The organism is Lysinibacillus capsici, assembly GCF_020217405.1.
Taxonomy (GTDB): Bacteria; Bacillota; Bacilli; order Bacillales_A; family Planococcaceae; genus Lysinibacillus; species Lysinibacillus capsici.
The window spans coordinates 305354-322323 of sequence record NZ_CP084108.1; the positions used below are offsets into that span (position 1 = coordinate 305354).

10 protein-coding genes and 1 riboswitch are annotated in these 16970 nt (G+C 36.7%); of the genes, 7 read left to right on the top strand and 3 right to left on the bottom strand.

Going from position 1 to position 16970, the window contains the following annotated elements:
• The first annotated feature begins 99 nt into the window (after positions 1 to 99).
• The 3 genes from LCP48_RS01520 to LCP48_RS01530 all read left to right on the top strand — a co-directional run bounded on the left by LCP48_RS01520 (position 100) and on the right by LCP48_RS01530 (position 4813).
• On the top strand, positions 100 to 1662 hold the full coding sequence (locus LCP48_RS01520; RefSeq protein WP_009373601.1) for an AraC family transcriptional regulator: 1563 nt from the start codon (positions 100 to 102) through the stop codon (positions 1660 to 1662).
• 101 nt (positions 1663 to 1763) lie between these two features.
• Complete coding sequence (locus LCP48_RS01525; RefSeq protein WP_004233831.1) at positions 1764 to 2708, top strand: ABC transporter substrate-binding protein; 945 nt, start codon at positions 1764 to 1766, stop codon at positions 2706 to 2708.
• Positions 2709 to 2887: 179 nt separating this feature from the next.
• Positions 2888 to 4813 carry an ABC transporter substrate-binding protein gene (locus tag LCP48_RS01530; RefSeq protein ID WP_225340608.1) on the top strand — a complete coding sequence of 642 codons (1926 nt, stop codon included), beginning with the start codon at positions 2888 to 2890 and terminating at the stop codon, positions 4811 to 4813.
• A gap of 199 nt (positions 4814 to 5012) precedes the next feature.
• Here LCP48_RS01530 and LCP48_RS01535 read toward each other — a convergent pair whose 3' ends face one another.
• The gene (locus LCP48_RS01535) at positions 5013 to 6290 is read right to left on the bottom strand and encodes a hypothetical protein (protein ID WP_009373605.1); all 1278 of its coding nucleotides are present in this window, start codon (positions 6288 to 6290) and stop codon (positions 5013 to 5015) included.
• Between the two features lie 943 nt (positions 6291 to 7233).
• Between LCP48_RS01535 and LCP48_RS01540 the strand changes: the two genes are divergently transcribed.
• Positions 7234 to 7899 carry an AfsR/SARP family transcriptional regulator gene (locus LCP48_RS01540; RefSeq protein WP_263643092.1) on the top strand — a complete coding sequence of 222 codons (666 nt, stop codon included), beginning with the start codon at positions 7234 to 7236 and terminating at the stop codon, positions 7897 to 7899.
• A 39-nt stretch (positions 7900 to 7938) separates the two neighbouring features.
• Here the strand turns inward: LCP48_RS01540 and LCP48_RS01545 are convergent, their stop codons facing one another.
• A complete protein-coding gene (locus tag LCP48_RS01545) occupies positions 7939 to 9579 on the bottom strand; it encodes an S-layer protein (RefSeq protein ID WP_225340609.1) in 1641 nt (546 codons plus the stop codon).
• Positions 9580 to 9833: 254 nt separating this feature from the next.
• Here LCP48_RS01545 and LCP48_RS01550 point away from each other — a divergent pair, with 254 nt between their 5' ends.
• The 3 genes from LCP48_RS01550 (at position 9834) to thiC (ending at position 15068) form a co-directional block, all read left to right on the top strand.
• Entirely contained in the window at positions 9834 to 11933 is a 2100-nt protein-coding gene (locus tag LCP48_RS01550) for a methyl-accepting chemotaxis protein (RefSeq protein WP_004233815.1), read from the top strand.
• A 111-nt stretch (positions 11934 to 12044) separates the two neighbouring features.
• Positions 12045 to 12974, top strand: coding sequence for an AEC family transporter (locus tag LCP48_RS01555; protein ID WP_225340610.1), 930 nt, complete (start codon positions 12045 to 12047; stop codon positions 12972 to 12974).
• Positions 12975 to 13034: 60 nt separating this feature from the next.
• Positions 13035 to 13149: riboswitch (TPP riboswitch) on the top strand.
• Between the two features lie 140 nt (positions 13150 to 13289).
• Positions 13290 to 15068: a phosphomethylpyrimidine synthase ThiC gene (gene thiC / locus LCP48_RS01560; RefSeq protein WP_004233811.1), complete on the top strand. Its 1779-nt coding sequence runs from the start codon at positions 13290 to 13292 to the stop codon at positions 15066 to 15068.
• Positions 15069 to 15190: 122 nt separating this feature from the next.
• Here the strand turns inward: thiC and LCP48_RS01565 are convergent, their stop codons facing one another.
• Positions 15191 to 16696, bottom strand: coding sequence for a catalase (locus LCP48_RS01565; RefSeq protein WP_004233810.1), 1506 nt, complete (start codon positions 16694 to 16696; stop codon positions 15191 to 15193).
• Between the last annotated feature and the right edge of the window lie 274 nt (positions 16697 to 16970).

Genomic DNA, 16970 nt, shown 5'->3' on the forward strand with positions numbered 1-16970 from the left:
AGCTGAGAGCCTCCTAATTCAATTGATTTCTCTCATTCTATTTCATTATAATGAAAATGATAATCAATATCAATTTGATGTTTAGGAGATAGAGTTTAAATGTACAAAGACAATCAGTTACTGTCCCATCTTTTTTATCAACCTATACAAATAGTGAAATTAAATGAAATGTTAAGTGACATAGCACAATTCACCTACCCATTGATGGTCATAGTATATGAGGGATATATAGATTGTACGCTTCAAGGTAGGCACGTCAGGCTTAGTTCAAATTCTGTCATGCTTTTAGATAATACTGACGATTTTCATCTTCTTGAAACATGCGAAGGCAGAGGGATCGTCATTCAATATCGTGTATATGGTTACAAAACTAATCGTTTATTGCAAGATTCTATCGTAATTGAGCAATGCTCCTATCGACTGATGAATTTAGCTAAAGAAGTAGAAAAAGAAGCGAACACTGAGAGCAATAATCCGTTTCGTTTACAAAAATTATTTGGTGAAATGCTAGAAGTGTTATACAGCCATTTGCGTGATAATAATCAAAAAAAAGAAGGACTATGGATTGATAAAGTACTTCATTATATTAATCTACATTTTCGTGAAGAATTAACAAGAGAGCAGATGGCTGAAAAAGCACAAGTAAGTCCAGAACATTTTTCTCGTACGTTTCATAAGCACACAGGCTATACATATAGTGAATATTTAACATTACTAAGAATACGAGAATCACAGAAAAGGCTATTGTTTACAATGCCTAAATTAGATGAGCTTGCCGAGGAAGTTGGCTACAATGAGGGAACTTATTTAAGTCGGAAATTTAAAGAAAAAGTAGGTGTAACACCAACAGTCTATTATCAGAAATCGAAGCGTGTCCTTGCACTCAATACCAATCATACAGCATGCTTACTAGCTCTTGGTATTACGCCAGTGTTGGGTGTATACTCTCCTTTTCTAGAGGGTATCAAGTCTGTCCCTAGTACGCAGAAACTGAAAGGCTATGAGTATGATATTGCTTCAAATTATCAGGCGATTACCGCAGCATGTCCAGATATCATTATTAACTACAGTGGGGGTGATGAAAAACCATTATTACTGTCAGTAGCTCCTATATTCGAGCTACCATGTAGAGAATTAAGCTGGCGAGAGCAATTTAGGTTGATTGCCCATATCGTTGATCGACAAGAAGTATGTAAGAGCTGGCTCCAGCAATATGATGAACAGATAGCTCAGTGTAACGATATTCTTGACCAACAACTTGGAGCAAGGGGGACTGCTATTGTTTGGGAAATAGGTAGTCATCAAGCATATTGTTTAAATAGTAGTCATGGAAGAGGGAGTCATATACTGTACGATGATTTGGGCTTTAGTCGACCAGCTGCGATTGTCACACGAAATATTGAACAAACAGGTTACTTATCAGTAGATATTGAAGATATTGCTTATTTTTCAGCGGATTATATATTCGTCACGGCTCTTCCTCCAAAAGATTTTGGAAAAGAGCATCTCTTGAGGGTATTACATTCAGAAAAATGGCAGTCACTTACAGCGGTGCAAAAGAAACAGGTGTATTTTTTGAATCAGTATGAATTATTTTATGGCTATGACCCATTATCTACAGCTACTCAATTACAAAAATTAATGGAAGTATTAACATCATAAATATACAGGGGAACAAATCACTTTCATACATAGACAGTTATTTTACATTCTTCTACAATTAATGAGAATTATTATCAATTGGTATGTGTGGAGGGAAAAAATTGCTGAAACAAAATAGAAAATTCATAGCGCCACTATTTCTTTTAATATTGCTTCTGTTAACGGCTTGTGGAGAAAAGGAGAAAAATTCTAGTCTGACTGCAGAGCAAGATACAAAAGAAGCAGAGACAAAAACGGTTCAGACGACAAATGGTGAGGTTGTTATTCCGACTAGTCCTCAGCGTATTGTAGCAGAGGAGTATATTGCAAGTTTGCTTGTATTAGATGTGAAACCTGTGGGAGCTCCTGGGTTGGCACTTGAAAACTATTATTTAAAGGATGCATTAAAAGGTGTAGAAGAAATCGGTGATTATGGGAAACCGTCGATTGAGAAGATTATCGCGCTCAAACCTGACTTGATTATTACTGGCAATGGGGAAAATTATGATGCTTTAAGTAAAATTGCTCCTACAATTGTCATTCCATATGGTGAATTGAAGGGTGCGCACGAAGAACTTACTTATTTCGGTGAGTTGCTTGGCAAAGAGCAAGAAGCTAAGGATTGGCTGGCGCAATATGATCAAAGGATTGCCGATGCCAAAGCACAGGTAGATGCGATTATTCCAGAGGATGCAAGCTTCTCTATTTTAGAGGATGCAGGCAAAACGTATTATGCATATGGTGATAATTTTGGACGTGGTGGACAACCAGTTTATCAAGCACTTGGTCGCAAACCACCTGCTAAAGTAGCAGATGAAATGATGGAAAAGCAGTGGGCTGAAATTTCCGAAGAGGTGCTGGCAGATTATGCAGGAGACTACATTATTTTGACTTCAGATGATCGCACAGTTGAAGATTTTAAGGAAGATCCTATATGGGGGAGCTTGCCAGCCGTAAAAAATAATCATCTTTATGTTTGGCCAGAGGAGCGCTCATGGTATTATGACCCAACTGCTGTGTTAGCTCAGGTAGAAGAATTAACAAACTGGCTTACGAATAAAAAATAAGCTATATAATTGAAAATGCTAGTACAACATACAAAACAAAATTAAATGAAATTTCATAAAATCACTCAGGCATAGGGTTGTTTGAGTGATTTTTCTATGCTTATACAGGTTTATATTGAGAATGATTATCAATTATAATAAACTTGTAGGTAGTGAAGAATTGGAAGGAATGATGTAGGATGCTACCAAAAGAGGAGTTTCTATTTCTTTGGAATCACGCAACGATCAAAGTGCTCGATTTAAGATATGAGCTATTAAAACCTGAGGAAATCGGAAAATCGTATAAATTGCCTGCAAATATGTTTCTTTATGCCACAGGTGGTGGTGCGGAAGTTCAAATTGATTTAATAAACTATACACTAGAGGGCTTTCATCTTATTCACGGTGGAAAGGGCACCACGCTACAAATAGTGGCTACAGACAAAGGATTTGAATATTTTTTAATATTTTATCGAGCTTCCATTCCTTTAACCTCAAATAAAATGATAGCCAGAGCCTTGCAAAGAAATAATCCTTTCAACTATCAATACAGTCTTGTTCCTAACTCACCTATTACAATGTTTGAGAAAATATATTTTATGTATAAGCAGTGGGAAAATGCCAATAATCTCAGCAAATTTACTGTTAAATCGCTATTCTATCAATTATTAAATGAAATTTTCATGCAGTTAGATCAGGATAGTGTCGACATTCAAAAACTAAATGTTTCTAGTCAAATTAAAGCCTATCTAGAGCAAAATTATGCACAGCCATTGACCTTAGAATCCATTGCGAAGGCATTGCGCTATAGTCCATCTCATTTATCCATTCAATTCAAGCAACAATTAGGTTGCAGCCCGATTGAATATTTAATTCAGCTACGTATTGAAAAAGCTTCTATTTTGCTTGAGAAGACAAATGCTAGCTTACACGATATCGCTATGGGTGTCGGCTATAGCGATGTCTATTATTTTAGTAGACTTTTCAAAAAGAGAGTAGGCGTTTCACCAACAAAATTCCGTCAAAAGAAACAAGGAAGTGATCTGATAAAAGATAGTCCTTCAATGTCTGAAAGATACTCCATTGTCGATTGGAGCTTCCAAGATTATATTGAGAATGGTTATCAATATAATGAGAGGAAGTATGAACCAATGAACAAAAAAGGATTATCAGCTATTGCAACACTTTTCCTTTGTCTGACGCTTTTATTAAGTGCTTGCAGCAGCGGGGCATCAAACAATGCAGGAGGCGGAGAAAAACAAGTCTCTACTACACAAGTAGCCAGCGAATCACAAACAAAAATGGTCTCTACTATGAAAGGAGACGTAGAAATACCCGTTAACCCTGAGCGAGTAGTAGTGATGTATTATACAGGTGATGTACTAGCATTTGATGTGACACCAGTGGGTTCCTCTAAAATACAAGAGGGAGCAGCATTTGAGGAAGAATTAAAAACAGTTGAAAGTTTAGGTGAATGGTTCGAGCCAAATGTCGAGGCAGTAATCCAATTAAAACCTGATGTCATCATTATTCCAAGTAAGGATGAGCTTTACGATCAAATGCAGAAAATTGCACCTACTGTCATGATCGATTTCTCAACCTCACTAGATGAACGTTTAACAAAGATTGGTGAAGTACTAGGGAAAGAGAAAGAAGCAAAAGAGCTTTTAGCTAATTTCTATACAAAAGTAGAGGATAGCCAAGAGAAGCTAGAAGAGGCAGGTATTTCAGATAAAACGGTTAGTATTATGGAAGGCGGCAAAGGAAAAATGTCCGTTGTGACAAGTTATACCTTTGGACGTGGTTCCCAAGCTATTTATGAGTATTTAGGAATGAAAGCACCAGATATTATTCAAAAGAAAATAGATGATAAAAACAACACCAATGAGGCAATCGATGTTTCTTTAGAAGTATTAAAAGATTATGCAGGAGATTATGTGTTCCGCTCATCTTATGACGGAATGGTAGATTTAACAGATCATCCAGTTTGGTCTAATATTCCTGCTATTAAAGAAGGAAGGCTTATCGGAATAGATTTTGGTTTTTGTTACTACAACGACATTTATTCATTATCAAAACAGCTAGATTTCATTGTGGACCAACTAGTTGCTACAACTAAAAATTAAAAAATTGATGGTTTACCCCATAAATGATTATTAATACATAACATTTATAGAGAGGTTATATTTTTATTTAAAATGAGACAAATTTGATTATTTGACTTTGTCTATTCTTTTTTAAAGTGCACTTCTAATAATAGAGATTAACTTTTCAAAAAGAAAGAAAGCACTAAAGAAACCAACATTGTTTCTTTAGTGCTTTAATTTAATTTCTTACGATTTGGAACGTGCCAGGAGTAGTAGTTTGGATAATATGACGATTTCCACTGATGGTAAAGTCAGCTGGAACTTGCCTGCCAAAACCATTTGAGCGATTGAAGGAAGAATTGGCTGGTAAGCCTTCAATTATGATTTCCATATTTGCATCAAAGGTTACTGGTTGTTTATTCAATGTAGCTTGAAGAGTAATTCGATTTGCCTTTTTTGTTACTTGAATATCCATAACCCCTTCATCTTCATTGACAAGTGTATAAAGTGGAGGAATAATGATGGTCATTTTGTCTTCTGTTGTTAGAATATAACGTTCCGTGTCATTTTCTGATGCGGCTACATTAATTTTAGCTTTATAGTTATTTTTATTTTTTATCATAGCTGTAATTTTCCCTGGGACAGCTGCTGCATCAGATAAAACAGGTGTTTTTGGTATGTTATCTTTTGAAGGAAGTGTGTGTGTTCCTTGTACAAAATCCACTAAAGTCCATACATTTGGGACGAGCTGCTGCTGAACAGGTGTTAATGCTTCAAAAGAAGTTTTGACTGCCTGCACATCCTGAGCTGTCGATGTTTTTGGTGATAAAGCTGCAATAGCGTTTTCAACTTCTTTAGCTGCTGCCTTATCCTTTACAACCAGCTGTTCTGCATCAAGTAATTGCTGCTCGATACCTACAGGTAAAGAAATATTCGAATACCTACGTAGTGCATTAAGCTCTGCTCGGGCATTGGCTACATCTTTATGGAACGAGAGACGAGATGAATTAATCAATTGAATTTTATTGACCACCTTGTCAACAGATGTATTTGGCGCGATATAGGAAGTTAGAATTTTTTGCGCAGATGCACTTACAAAGGTTTTTTGCGCTGCATTCAGGGTATTATACCAATCTTTTGTTTCAGTAACATTTTGATAATAATTAGAGGACGTAGAATCCACAGAATACAATTTCTCTTCAATTTGTGCTGCAAGCTTACGATAAGCAATTCTTGTCTGCTGATGTGCTGACAATGTGGAGTAGTTCGTAACATACTGTTTTTCTGTTTCCGTTAAAGCATTGTAAGCCTTCAAAGCTGCCTCTAAATTGGTTTGGAAAGTAGCAGTTGTATTGTTAATATTGTTAATTAGTTGTATAACATTTGCCACGTTAGCATTGTAGTTAGCAATTATGTAGGCTGGCTTTGGTATCTCAGTAGCCGATACTGGTGCGCTATAAAGAAGTGAGGGCACGGCCACTAAAGACAGTAATGCTAACTTTTTTTTATTTTTCATATGATGAGAAACCTCCTATTTCCATAATTATTATAGATAAAATTGGCCTCGGTTCGCAGAGGTTATCCAATATATGGTGTTGTTTTAATTTTATCATAGCCTAGGATATTTTTAAGCATTTTTAGATGAATAGGTAGATAGTTGATAGATTTTTTGATAATAATACATATCTTTCGACTCTAAGAGAAATACTCATGGTGACTTCAACACGAGCCAAGCAGTTGTGATAATGAACCGTATGTTTGAGAGAGGGCCAGTATATGATGTGAGAGGAGGTTCCAAATTCTCACGTTTATTTAATCAAGATGGGAAACAGCTTTCAAAATATTAAAAGTTAGTGGCAAGAGGTGCTTGGTAATGTTTAGAAATTGTTGAGGAGGTTATGTTAGTTTATTGTTGTGATTATTGTGAGAATCACAGCGTACAATTTGAAGAAGGACTAGATAGGCTATTATCTAGTTCTTTATTTTAATTAAGGGATTGCTAAATTTATGAACGAAAAATATGTTGGTATAGTGGCTGATTTATTCAATTACTTAACATGTTCAGGATTTGTTTAGAAGAGTGTAGTAAGCTATTATTTGTAATCTTGTCAATGTCTTAAATCTTAAATAAACCGAGAAAGACTTGGCTTTTTGTAAGCCTAGTCTTTTTTGGGTTAAGTGATCCTGCAACCAAATGTTGTATTTTTAGTTATTGTCATGCCTGATATGGACGGTTTAGCATTGGGTGAAAAGATTCAAGAAATTGTAGCAAACCTGTACAAATTTCACGTTTAGAAAAAACTATAGAACGGCTAGAGCAAATCAATAAGAAAGTAAAAGAAATTAAACCTAGACTAACAGTAATCAAGCTTTTTGGTGGCCTTCATGTTGTTTTACCAAATGGTCAGTCACAACCGATTAAATGGCGAACTTCCAAAGCTAAAGAACTATTTGCTTACATGCTAGAGCATAAAAATGAAATGATTTTCCGTGATACCATTCTTGAGTTATTTTGGCCAGAGTCTGATATTGATAAAGCTTCCAAACAGCTTTATACAGCCATTTATACCATACGGAAAACATTAAAAAACTATGGGGTGGAGGGCGTAAAAATTTCAAGTCCTTTGCTAAGTTCTGGCTACAAACTAGTAGTTGAAAATATTGTGGTGGATGTAGAACAATGGCTAACTCGCTTAAAATTATTACCTCCAATACAGCAGACAACAGTGGATGAACATGAACAAGTATTCCAGATGTATACGGGTGATTATTTAGGAGACTGTGATTATTTATGGGCGGAAAGTGAAAGAGAACGCTTAAGGAGACTATGGTTGCACCATGCTCAGCAACTAAGCGAATTTTACATAAGAAATGAAAGTTACAATGCTGCTATAAAGGTGCAGGAAAAAGTGCAAGAACTATACGCTGATGCAGAAGACAACTATTTTACTTTAATGAAGCTTTATGAGCTACTGAGTAATTCAGCTGCCGTTGAGGAGCAATACGGGCTGTTAAAAAAGATGCTTCAAGAGCACTTGGCAGTGGAACCAAGTGAGGAGATTGAGGATTGGTATAGGAGGTGGAAACAGACAAATGCTACGTCTTACATGGATGTGTTTAGCTAATATGAAAGGGACTCTGCATAACGCAGAGTCCCTTTCATATTAGTTGTATTTTGTGGTTTTCATATTGTTGTAATAAATAAGCGCATCGTTTAGGTTATTAAATGCATTTGTAATTTCAGTTTGAGTTGCTTGGTAATTATTATAAACTAATTGTGCTTGTTCGATAGCATACATTATTTTTTGATATTCAGATAAGGTAGTCCATTGTGAATAAAGTGGTACATCGCTACCATCTCCTTTATTAGAGACTGAACCAATTCCCGTAGTTGCAGATGTAATAAGTGTTTGCAAACTAGTTTTCTCAATATAATATCCATTATTACCATACTTATAAGCATTCTTATAAGTCCAGATGGCGTTGTTTAAATTATTGATTGCGTTGGCGATATCAGTTTGAGATGCATAATAATTATTTACGACTGCTTGAGCAGATGAAACAGCAGAATCAATTGCGTTCTTTTCGGATTGTGTAGTCCAAGGGTTATTGTAATAAACATCCGAGCCGTTATTCCAAGAAACTGTTACGTATTGAACAGAGTTGATTAAGGATTGTAATGAAGCTTTATCACCATAGCCGTATTTTGTTCCACTCTTCTGTGCAGCCTGGTATACTGCTAGTGCATTTTTATACTGACTTATAGCATTTTTTACTTGCTCTTGTGAGGCACTATTATTGTTTGCTACAGCTCTTGCACTTGTTACTACAGATTCGAATGCAGTACGTTCTGTCTGTGTTGTCCATTTGTCCGTATTTAAAACATCATAGCCGTTTACAGATACTTGTACATACGGTGGGGATGCGATAAGTGTATTAAGTTCTTTTTTATCAATGACAGGAAGCGTCACGGAGACACGACTATCGTCCACCTGTACATTGTTTACGAGATGTCCTGAATCTAAAGCTACTTTAGTACCGCCTTTTACAACGATTTGCTCGATTTTACCCTCACCGTAAAGGCTGAAATCATTTGCCACATCAATTGTAAGCTTTTCTATATTGGACATAGCTTCAAACGATGTAACTTTTCCTACTACATCTACTTTGGAAAGCGTTTGGTCAGAAGATATATTGACTTTAGTACGTTCCAAATTGATGTTTGATGATTTCATATCGATTAAAGTGACGTATAGCCAACTTACCTTTTTCGTTACAATTGGTTTTAGTGTAATTGTTTCCTCTACTGCTACTTCATCGAGTGTAACGGCTTTTTTTACTCTATTTGTAATGATGAGCTGACCATCCACACTAACATCTTGAATCTTTACATAGTCAGCGTTTACAGTAAGATCTCCCGAGATTTGTGCGTCACCTCCATCAAAATAAACAGATTTTTTGCTTGTACCTGCTTTGTTTAATATTAATGAAGTAACGTCCGTAATTTGACCATTTTTCACTACAATGGTAGCTCGGGCATTTGTTAATGCAGCTTTATTTGAAGTATCAAATAGGGGTTTTAATGCCGATTGAATTCTGAATGTACCATTAGATGTTATCACAGTATCTTTTGTTATGTTTTTGATCGTTACGGATTCACCTATTACTTTTTTTGCTGCTGCTACATGTGTCTCATATGAATTTGATTGAATTTGAGATGAGGCGGCATTCGCAGTAGACATTGGTAATACTAGTGTCGCTGTAATAGCCGTGGCCATTAATGTTGATAGCGCTTTATTTTTCATGTAAGTCACTCCAATCATTCTATTTAATAGTTAATATATCATATTTTCCTATAATTTAGAATTAGAAGAGGATGTTTTACTATGAATCTCAATTCAAATAAGTCATTAGTCCTTTATATTGAAAAATAATTATTTGGTGAAGTATCGGTATTTTTCTCTATAATTCTGTAAAATTTCTACTTTATTCGCTAAATATTTTATTGTGATACAATCATCCATCCATTATTATTAGTATAAAAGTGGGGGTGTTAGTTATGAAAAAATCAAGAGGAATTGCCTTAAAACTTTCTTCCCTTATAATAGGATTATTTCTCATTTTATTTTTATCCTATACGGTCATAACGGGGATTATTATAAAAAAGCAAAGTGTTGAAGACGCAGAGCATGGAACATTACAATCAGCTGAATCTTCTGCAGCTATTATGAGTGAAAGATTTAAGAAAGCCAATACGACATTACAAACAACAAAGCGTATCATAGAAAGCATGGAGAAGAATAATACGTTGTCTACCAAGGGTGTCATAGACGTAATGGAAAACAATTTAGCTAGCAATAATGACATTCTTGGAGTAGGAGCAATCTTTGAGCAAGATTCTATTATTTTAGAACCAACTGAAGCTGCTTTAGTAGATACTAAAAAACGTTTTATCCCTTATTTAAGTAAGAACGGAAATGATATCTCGACTGCTCTAATCGAAGGTATTGATGATAAGAGTATTTCTGAATGGTATTGGGTACCAAAAGAAGAGAGACGTGCAGTTTTGACAGAGCCCTATGATTATAATGTAAACGGACAATCCGTATTAATGACAACCATTTCTGTGCCATTAATCAATGCTTCCGGAACATTTTTCGGTGTATTGACAGCCGATGTATCAATCGATTTTTTAAATGATTTAACAAAATCGAATGCCCCAGAAGGCGGTTATGCGGCAATTATTACGAATAAAGGTGTGCTAACAGCTAACAGTTTTGGTGAAGAATTAGTTGGGCGCAATATGCAAGAGGATCCTACTTGGACAAGTATTAGTAAGACAATGGAAAATGGCGAGCTAACAAGTATGTACGTTGACTCTGATCAACTGAAGGAAAAGGCATATAATGTTTTTGCTCCAATGATTTTAGAGGGTATTGACGAAACATGGACTGTTCAAGTCGTGTTAGCTGAATCAAAGATTCTAGAAACATATAATCATGTATTTGTATTTACGATTATTGCTTCCATTATTATGGTGGTTTTGATGACAGCTGCAAGTGTGTTATTCATCTATAAACAACTAAAACCACTTAAATTTTTACGTGCATCGATTGAAACTGCAGCCGAAGGGGATTTAACACAAAAGGTGGAAGATCGATATATTAAGCCTGATGAAATTGGTGCAGTTGCTGTGGCCTATAATAATATGTTAGATAAAACCAATAGTGCGATTCAAACTGTACTAAATTCCACGAGGTTATTGAACCAATCTTCTAATCAGGTAAATGAGGCATTTAATGAGGTAGTTGCTTCTAGTCAGGAGGTTTCTGTAGCTATCAACGAGATTGCACAGGGAGCTTCGAAGCAATCAGAGGATACAGAAGAAACAAATTATCGAATGATGGATTTATCAGATCAGATTGATGCGATTACGGCTCTTTCTAATGAAATGGATGAGCTATCTCATAAAACAGGTGTAACAACAGAAAAAGGATTGCTTGAGGTTGAAAGTTTAAGAGAGCGTAATATGGAGACAAATGAAATGAATGGGCGTATCCAGCAGCAAATGGAATCATTAGCTTCTAATATTGCCAATATTAATCAGATTATTGCTTCGATCCAAAGCATTACCGAGCAGACTAATCTGCTAGCTTTAAATGCAAGTATTGAGGCTGCACGTGCTGGTGAGCATGGTAAAGGATTTGCTGTAGTTGCAGAGGAAGTTAGAAAGCTAGCAGAACAATCTAAAAATGAAACAGAAATTATTAAGAGTACAGTAGAAAGCATTCTTGAAAATTCTCAGCAGACAGTTGCTGTGATTGCATCTAATGCAGATTTAATGCAATCTCAAAATGAGTCAGTACAAAGCACGCAACTAGCATTTAAAGATAGCAGTGACTTGTCAGGTTCAATTGCAAATTCTATTAGTGAATTAATGAATAAACTATCTAGCATGTTAGAGCATAAAAATCAGGCAATCATGGCGATCCAAAGTATTTCGGCTATTTCAGAGCAAACAGCAGCCTCTGCGGAACAAGTAAGTGCTTCTGCAATGGATCAACAAGCAGAATTACAAAAAGTAGCAGAGTCTATTCAAAATATGAACGATATTTCAAACGAGCTACAAGAAGTTGTAAATCGATTTAAGCTTGTTTAAAAGCAAAGGCTGCCTTCAATATAGAGGCAGTCTTCTTTTATTGTGAAAGTCAGCGAAATTGACCTAGAAGGAATTCAACACTACTATTCACACTGAGAGGGGGACATTGATATGATGTATCTCGGAATGATTTTCTTTCAAATTGTTGTACCTATTTTAGTGTTACTTGTAATAGGCGCTATCCTACAAAAGAAATTTCGCTTTAATTTAAAAGCATTGTCTCAGCTTATTACATATTGCTTTATGCCGGCAGCTGTTTTTGTAAATTTATATGAAACACATGTGGAGTTATCGGTACTGGGAGAGGTCGGATTATTTATTGTACTCTTTATTGGTAGTCAAATGTTACTCAGTCATTTTATGGCAAAAGGGCTAGGTTTAGCTAGAACAGAGGCAGCTGTCTTTAAAAATAGTGTGGTGCTTATTAACTCGGGCAATTACGGTATTCCGGTGGCTCAAATGATATTTGCCACGCAACCTATTGGAGTAGCCATTCAGGTCATGCTCGTAATCTTTCAAAATATGACTACGTACACATATGGTTTATACAATTTAATTTCTTCTACAAAGTCAGGTATGACAATCATCAAGGATTTCTTTAGAATGCCTATTATTCATGCGCTGATTATTGGTGTCGCTATGAATTATTTTGATATCGGTATTCCACAGTTTATCAAAATTCCAGTAGAACATGTAGCAGATGGATTTATTGCTGTGGCCTTAATTACTTTAGGTGCGCAATTATCACAACTAGAGATGAAATCAATGTTTAATAAAACTGTCTTTATCAGCTGTTTTACGCGATTAATTATTGGACCATCTGTTGCATTAGCCATTATTTATATATTGGGATTAGATGGAGTCGTCGCACAATCACTGTTTATAGCTAGTGCCTTTCCAACATCCCGTAATAGTTCTATTCTAGCATTGGAATATGATGTAGAATCAGCAACAGCCGCGCAAGCTGTTTTATTTTCAACCATTGTAAGCTGTATAACGGTAACCATTGTGATCTATTTTGCGGAAGTATTATTTACCTAGTAAGATAAAAAATAACTTCCATCTCTTAGTATTATCTGCTACACTAGCATCAAACTAAATAGTATTAACTAGGGGAGTCTGATGAGTCAGGCTGAGAGGGGAACGCTACAAAGTTTCTTGACCCTTTGGACCTGATCTGGCTCATACCAGCGTGGGAAAGTTAAGAAGCTATTGCAGAGTATGCAATCAATAGACCTTTACATTCGTGGCCGGATCCAAATAATTATTTTGGATTCGGCCTTTATTTTTTGGATTGTTGGGGTGAGCTAGAATCGGTCCTTAGATTAAAATAAATTTAAGGGAGAGAAGTAGCTCATGTCAGCAATTAGTGAAAAGAATATTACCATTATGTCTAGCTTTGAAGGAAGTAAAAAAGTATATGTGGAAGGATCACGCCCAGATATTCTAGTACCTATGCGAGAAATTGCATTAAGTCCGACAACAGGCAGTTTTGGAAATGAAGAAAATGCTCCTATTCGAGTATATGATACGAGTGGGCCCTATACAGATCCAGCCTACCAAGTAGATATTACGAAAGGTTTACCTGCCTTACGAAATGCATGGATTCAAGAGCGAGGGGATGTAGAAGCATATGAGGGACGCTCCATTAAACCGGAGGATAATGGCTTTCGTCATGTTGATGACCCGCGTATTCAAGAAAATGTCTTCCCTGAGTTGGCGAGAAAGCCTTTGCGTGCTAAAAAAGGTAAAAATGTGACACAGCTTCACTATGCACGAAAGGGGATTATAACGCCTGAAATGGAGTTTGTAGCGATTCGTGAAAATATGAATCCTGAATTTGTACGTTCAGAAATTGCAGCTGGACGAGCTATAATGCCTTCTAATATTAATCACCCTGAGGCAGAGCCAATGATTATTGGGCGTAATTTTCATGTAAAGATCAATGCGAATATCGGGAATTCTGCTGTATCTTCTTCCATTGCAGAAGAAGTTGAGAAAATGACCTGGGCAACTCGATGGGGCGCAGATAATATTATGGATCTATCGACTGGTAAACATATTCATACAACTAGAGAATGGATTATTCGAAATGCTGCAGTGCCAGTGGGAACAGTGCCAATTTATCAGGCTTTAGAAAAGGTAAATGGTGTAGCAGAGGATTTAACGTGGGAGGTTTATCGTGATACTCTCATTGAACAAGCTGAGCAGGGTGTGGATTACTTCACCATTCATGCAGGTGTCCTTTTACGCTATGTACCACTAACAGCAAATCGTGTGACAGGTATTGTATCTCGAGGGGGCTCTATCATGGCACAGTGGTGTTTATATCATCATCAAGAGAATTTCCTGTATACACACTTTGAGGAAATCTGTGAAATTATGAAAGCTTATGATGTTGCTTTTTCCTTAGGTGATGGTTTACGCCCCGGCTCAATTGCAGATGCCAATGATGAGGCACAATTTGCAGAGCTTGAAACACTAGGCGAGCTAACACAAATTGCTTGGCAGCATGACGTTCAGGTGATGGTTGAAGGACCAGGTCATGTACCAATGCATCTGATTAAAGAAAACATGGACAAGCAATTAGAGGTTTGTAAGGAAGCGCCCTTCTATACATTAGGACCACTCACAACAGATATTGCTCCAGGTTATGACCACATTACATCAGCCATTGGGGCAGCCATGATTGGATGGTTTGGTACAGCGATGCTTTGTTATGTGACTCCAAAAGAGCATCTTGGTTTACCAAATCGCGAGGACGTTCGTGTGGGCGTTATCACTTATAAAATTGCTGCACATGCTGCTGATTTAGCAAAAGGTCATCCAGGTGCACAACAACGAGACGATGCACTGTCTAAAGCGCGCTTTGAGTTCCGTTGGCGTGATCAATTCAATTTGTCCCTAGATCCAGAGCGTGCAGTAGAATATCATGATGAGACACTGCCAGCAGAGGGAGCAAAAACAGCACACTTTTGTTCTATGTGCGGGCCTAAATTCTGTAGCATGAGAATTTCACAGGACATTCGTAATTATGCGAAAGATAAGGATTTGAATACGACTGAAGCGATCCATCAAGGTATGAAGGAAAAGGCAGAGGAGTTTAAAAAAGCAGGCAGTCAAATTTACCAATAATGAAAGAAAAGGCTTATGTCAAAAAATAGACATAGGCCTTTTCTTAATCAAAAAACTCCATGTGAATAGTAGATTCACATGGAGTAAAAGTTGGATTTGGATATCAATAATAAAGTGGAATATTAAACGTTTGTTGGTTGTTTTACATATGGGTTTGTAAGGTCCATACCTTCTAAGGAAAGACCCATCGCTTTAGCGACACCTTCACCATATGCTGGGTCAGCTAGATAGCAGTGAAGAATGTGACGGCGTTTGATGAATTCTTCAACAGAAGCCATATCATTCGCGGTATTTTCAAATAGACGTTGTTGCTCTTCCGCAGTCAATAGACGGAATAGTTTACCTGGTTGCTCAAAGTAATTATTATCGTCTTCACGGAAGTCATGAATACCTGCATGACCATCAATGCGTAATTCAGGCTCTTTATGGTCTAAATTATGCTCCCACTCGCCATAGCTATTTGGTTCATAGCTTAATGTCGAACCGAGATTGCCATCAAAGCGCATTGCTCCATCGCGGTGGAAAGTACGGAATGGACATTTTGGTGCGTTGACAGGAAGCATATAGTGATTTACACCAAGACGATAGCGTTGTGCATCCGCATATGCAAAGATACGCCCTTGTAACATTTTATCTGGGGAGAAGCTGATACCAGGAACAATGTTAGAAGGTGCAAATGCGGCTTGTTCAACTTCTGCAAAGTAATTGTCTGGATTTTTGTTTAACTCGAACTCACCTACAGGAATTAATGGGAAGTCTTTTTTATACCATACCTTTGTTAAATCAAATGGGTTGTATGGTAGCTCACGAGCTTGTTCCTCTGTCATTACCTGAATGTACATTTTCCATTTAGGGAAATCTCCTTTTTCAATTGCTTCATATAAATCACGTTGTGAAGATTCACGGTCTTGACCAATAATCTCATTCGCCTCGGCACCAGTTAAGTTCTTAATGCCTTGCTCTGTACGGAAGTGGAATTTAACCCAAACACGTTCATTATTAGCATTGATAAAGCTATACGTATGAGAACCAAATCCGTGCATATTACGGTAACTAGCTGGAATACCACGGTCAGACATAACAATTGTCACTTGGTGAAGTGCTTCAGGTAATGAAGTCCAGAAATCCCAGTTAGAATTGGCATTTTTCATATTTGTACGTGGGTCACGTTTTACCACATGGTTTAAATCTGTAAAATGTAATGGATCGCGGAAGAAGAATACAGGCGTATTGTTCCCTACTAAATCCCAGTTTCCATCTTCTGTATAGAATTTAAGGGCGAAGCCACGAATATCTCGCTCTGCATCTGCTGCACCACGTTCACCCGCTACTGTAGAGAAACGTGCGAACATTTCAGTTTTCTTGCCGATCTCTGAGAAGATTTTCGCCTTAGTATATTGTGAAATATCATGCGTTACAGTAAAAGTACCAAATGCACCTGAGCCTTTTGCGTGCATACGACGTTCTGGAATTACTTCACGATTGAAGTTTGCTAGTTTTTCAACTAACCATACATCCTGAAGTAAAAGAGGGCCACGTGGACCTGCTGACATAGAGTCATGGTTACTTACTACTGGAGCGCCACCTGCTGTTGTAAAGCGACGGCTACGATCATTTGCGTTTGTCATATTAGCTTACCTCCTGAAAAAAATGTGAGTCAAACTCTTCGTCTATAACTATAACAAATATAAAATAGAATTGCTAGTACATTATAATAATTATCGTTAAAGAATATTTGTATTTTAGTATAAACTATAAATATATGCGCTAGACATACGAATTATACATAGTTTCTAGCTTTAATTTATTTTATCTGATCTCAATATTATAGATAATTATCACGATAAGGTCATGATAATGACATCATGATAAGAATCTTTATTGAAAATAAAATCAACTAAT

What these genes read in the sequence shown, in the direction of transcription:
- LCP48_RS01520 (WP_009373601.1), top strand. Translation starts at nt 100, where the DNA reads ATGTACAAAGACAATCAGTTACTGTCCCATCTTTTTTATCAACCTATA.
- LCP48_RS01530 (WP_225340608.1), top strand. Translation starts at nt 2,888, where the DNA reads ATGCTACCAAAAGAGGAGTTTCTATTTCTTTGGAATCACGCAACGATC.
- LCP48_RS01535 (WP_009373605.1), bottom strand. Translation starts at nt 6,290, where the DNA reads ATGAAAAATAAAAAAAAGTTAGCATTACTGTCTTTAGTGGCCGTGCCC.
- LCP48_RS01540 (WP_263643092.1), top strand. Translation starts at nt 7,234, where the DNA reads ATGCTAGAGCATAAAAATGAAATGATTTTCCGTGATACCATTCTTGAG.
- LCP48_RS01545 (WP_225340609.1), bottom strand. Translation starts at nt 9,579, where the DNA reads ATGAAAAATAAAGCGCTATCAACATTAATGGCCACGGCTATTACAGCG.
- LCP48_RS01550 (WP_004233815.1), top strand. Translation starts at nt 9,834, where the DNA reads ATGAAAAAATCAAGAGGAATTGCCTTAAAACTTTCTTCCCTTATAATA.
- LCP48_RS01555 (WP_225340610.1), top strand. Translation starts at nt 12,045, where the DNA reads ATGATGTATCTCGGAATGATTTTCTTTCAAATTGTTGTACCTATTTTA.
- thiC (WP_004233811.1), top strand. Translation starts at nt 13,290, where the DNA reads ATGTCAGCAATTAGTGAAAAGAATATTACCATTATGTCTAGCTTTGAA.
- LCP48_RS01565 (WP_004233810.1), bottom strand. Translation starts at nt 16,696, where the DNA reads ATGACAAACGCAAATGATCGTAGCCGTCGCTTTACAACAGCAGGTGGC.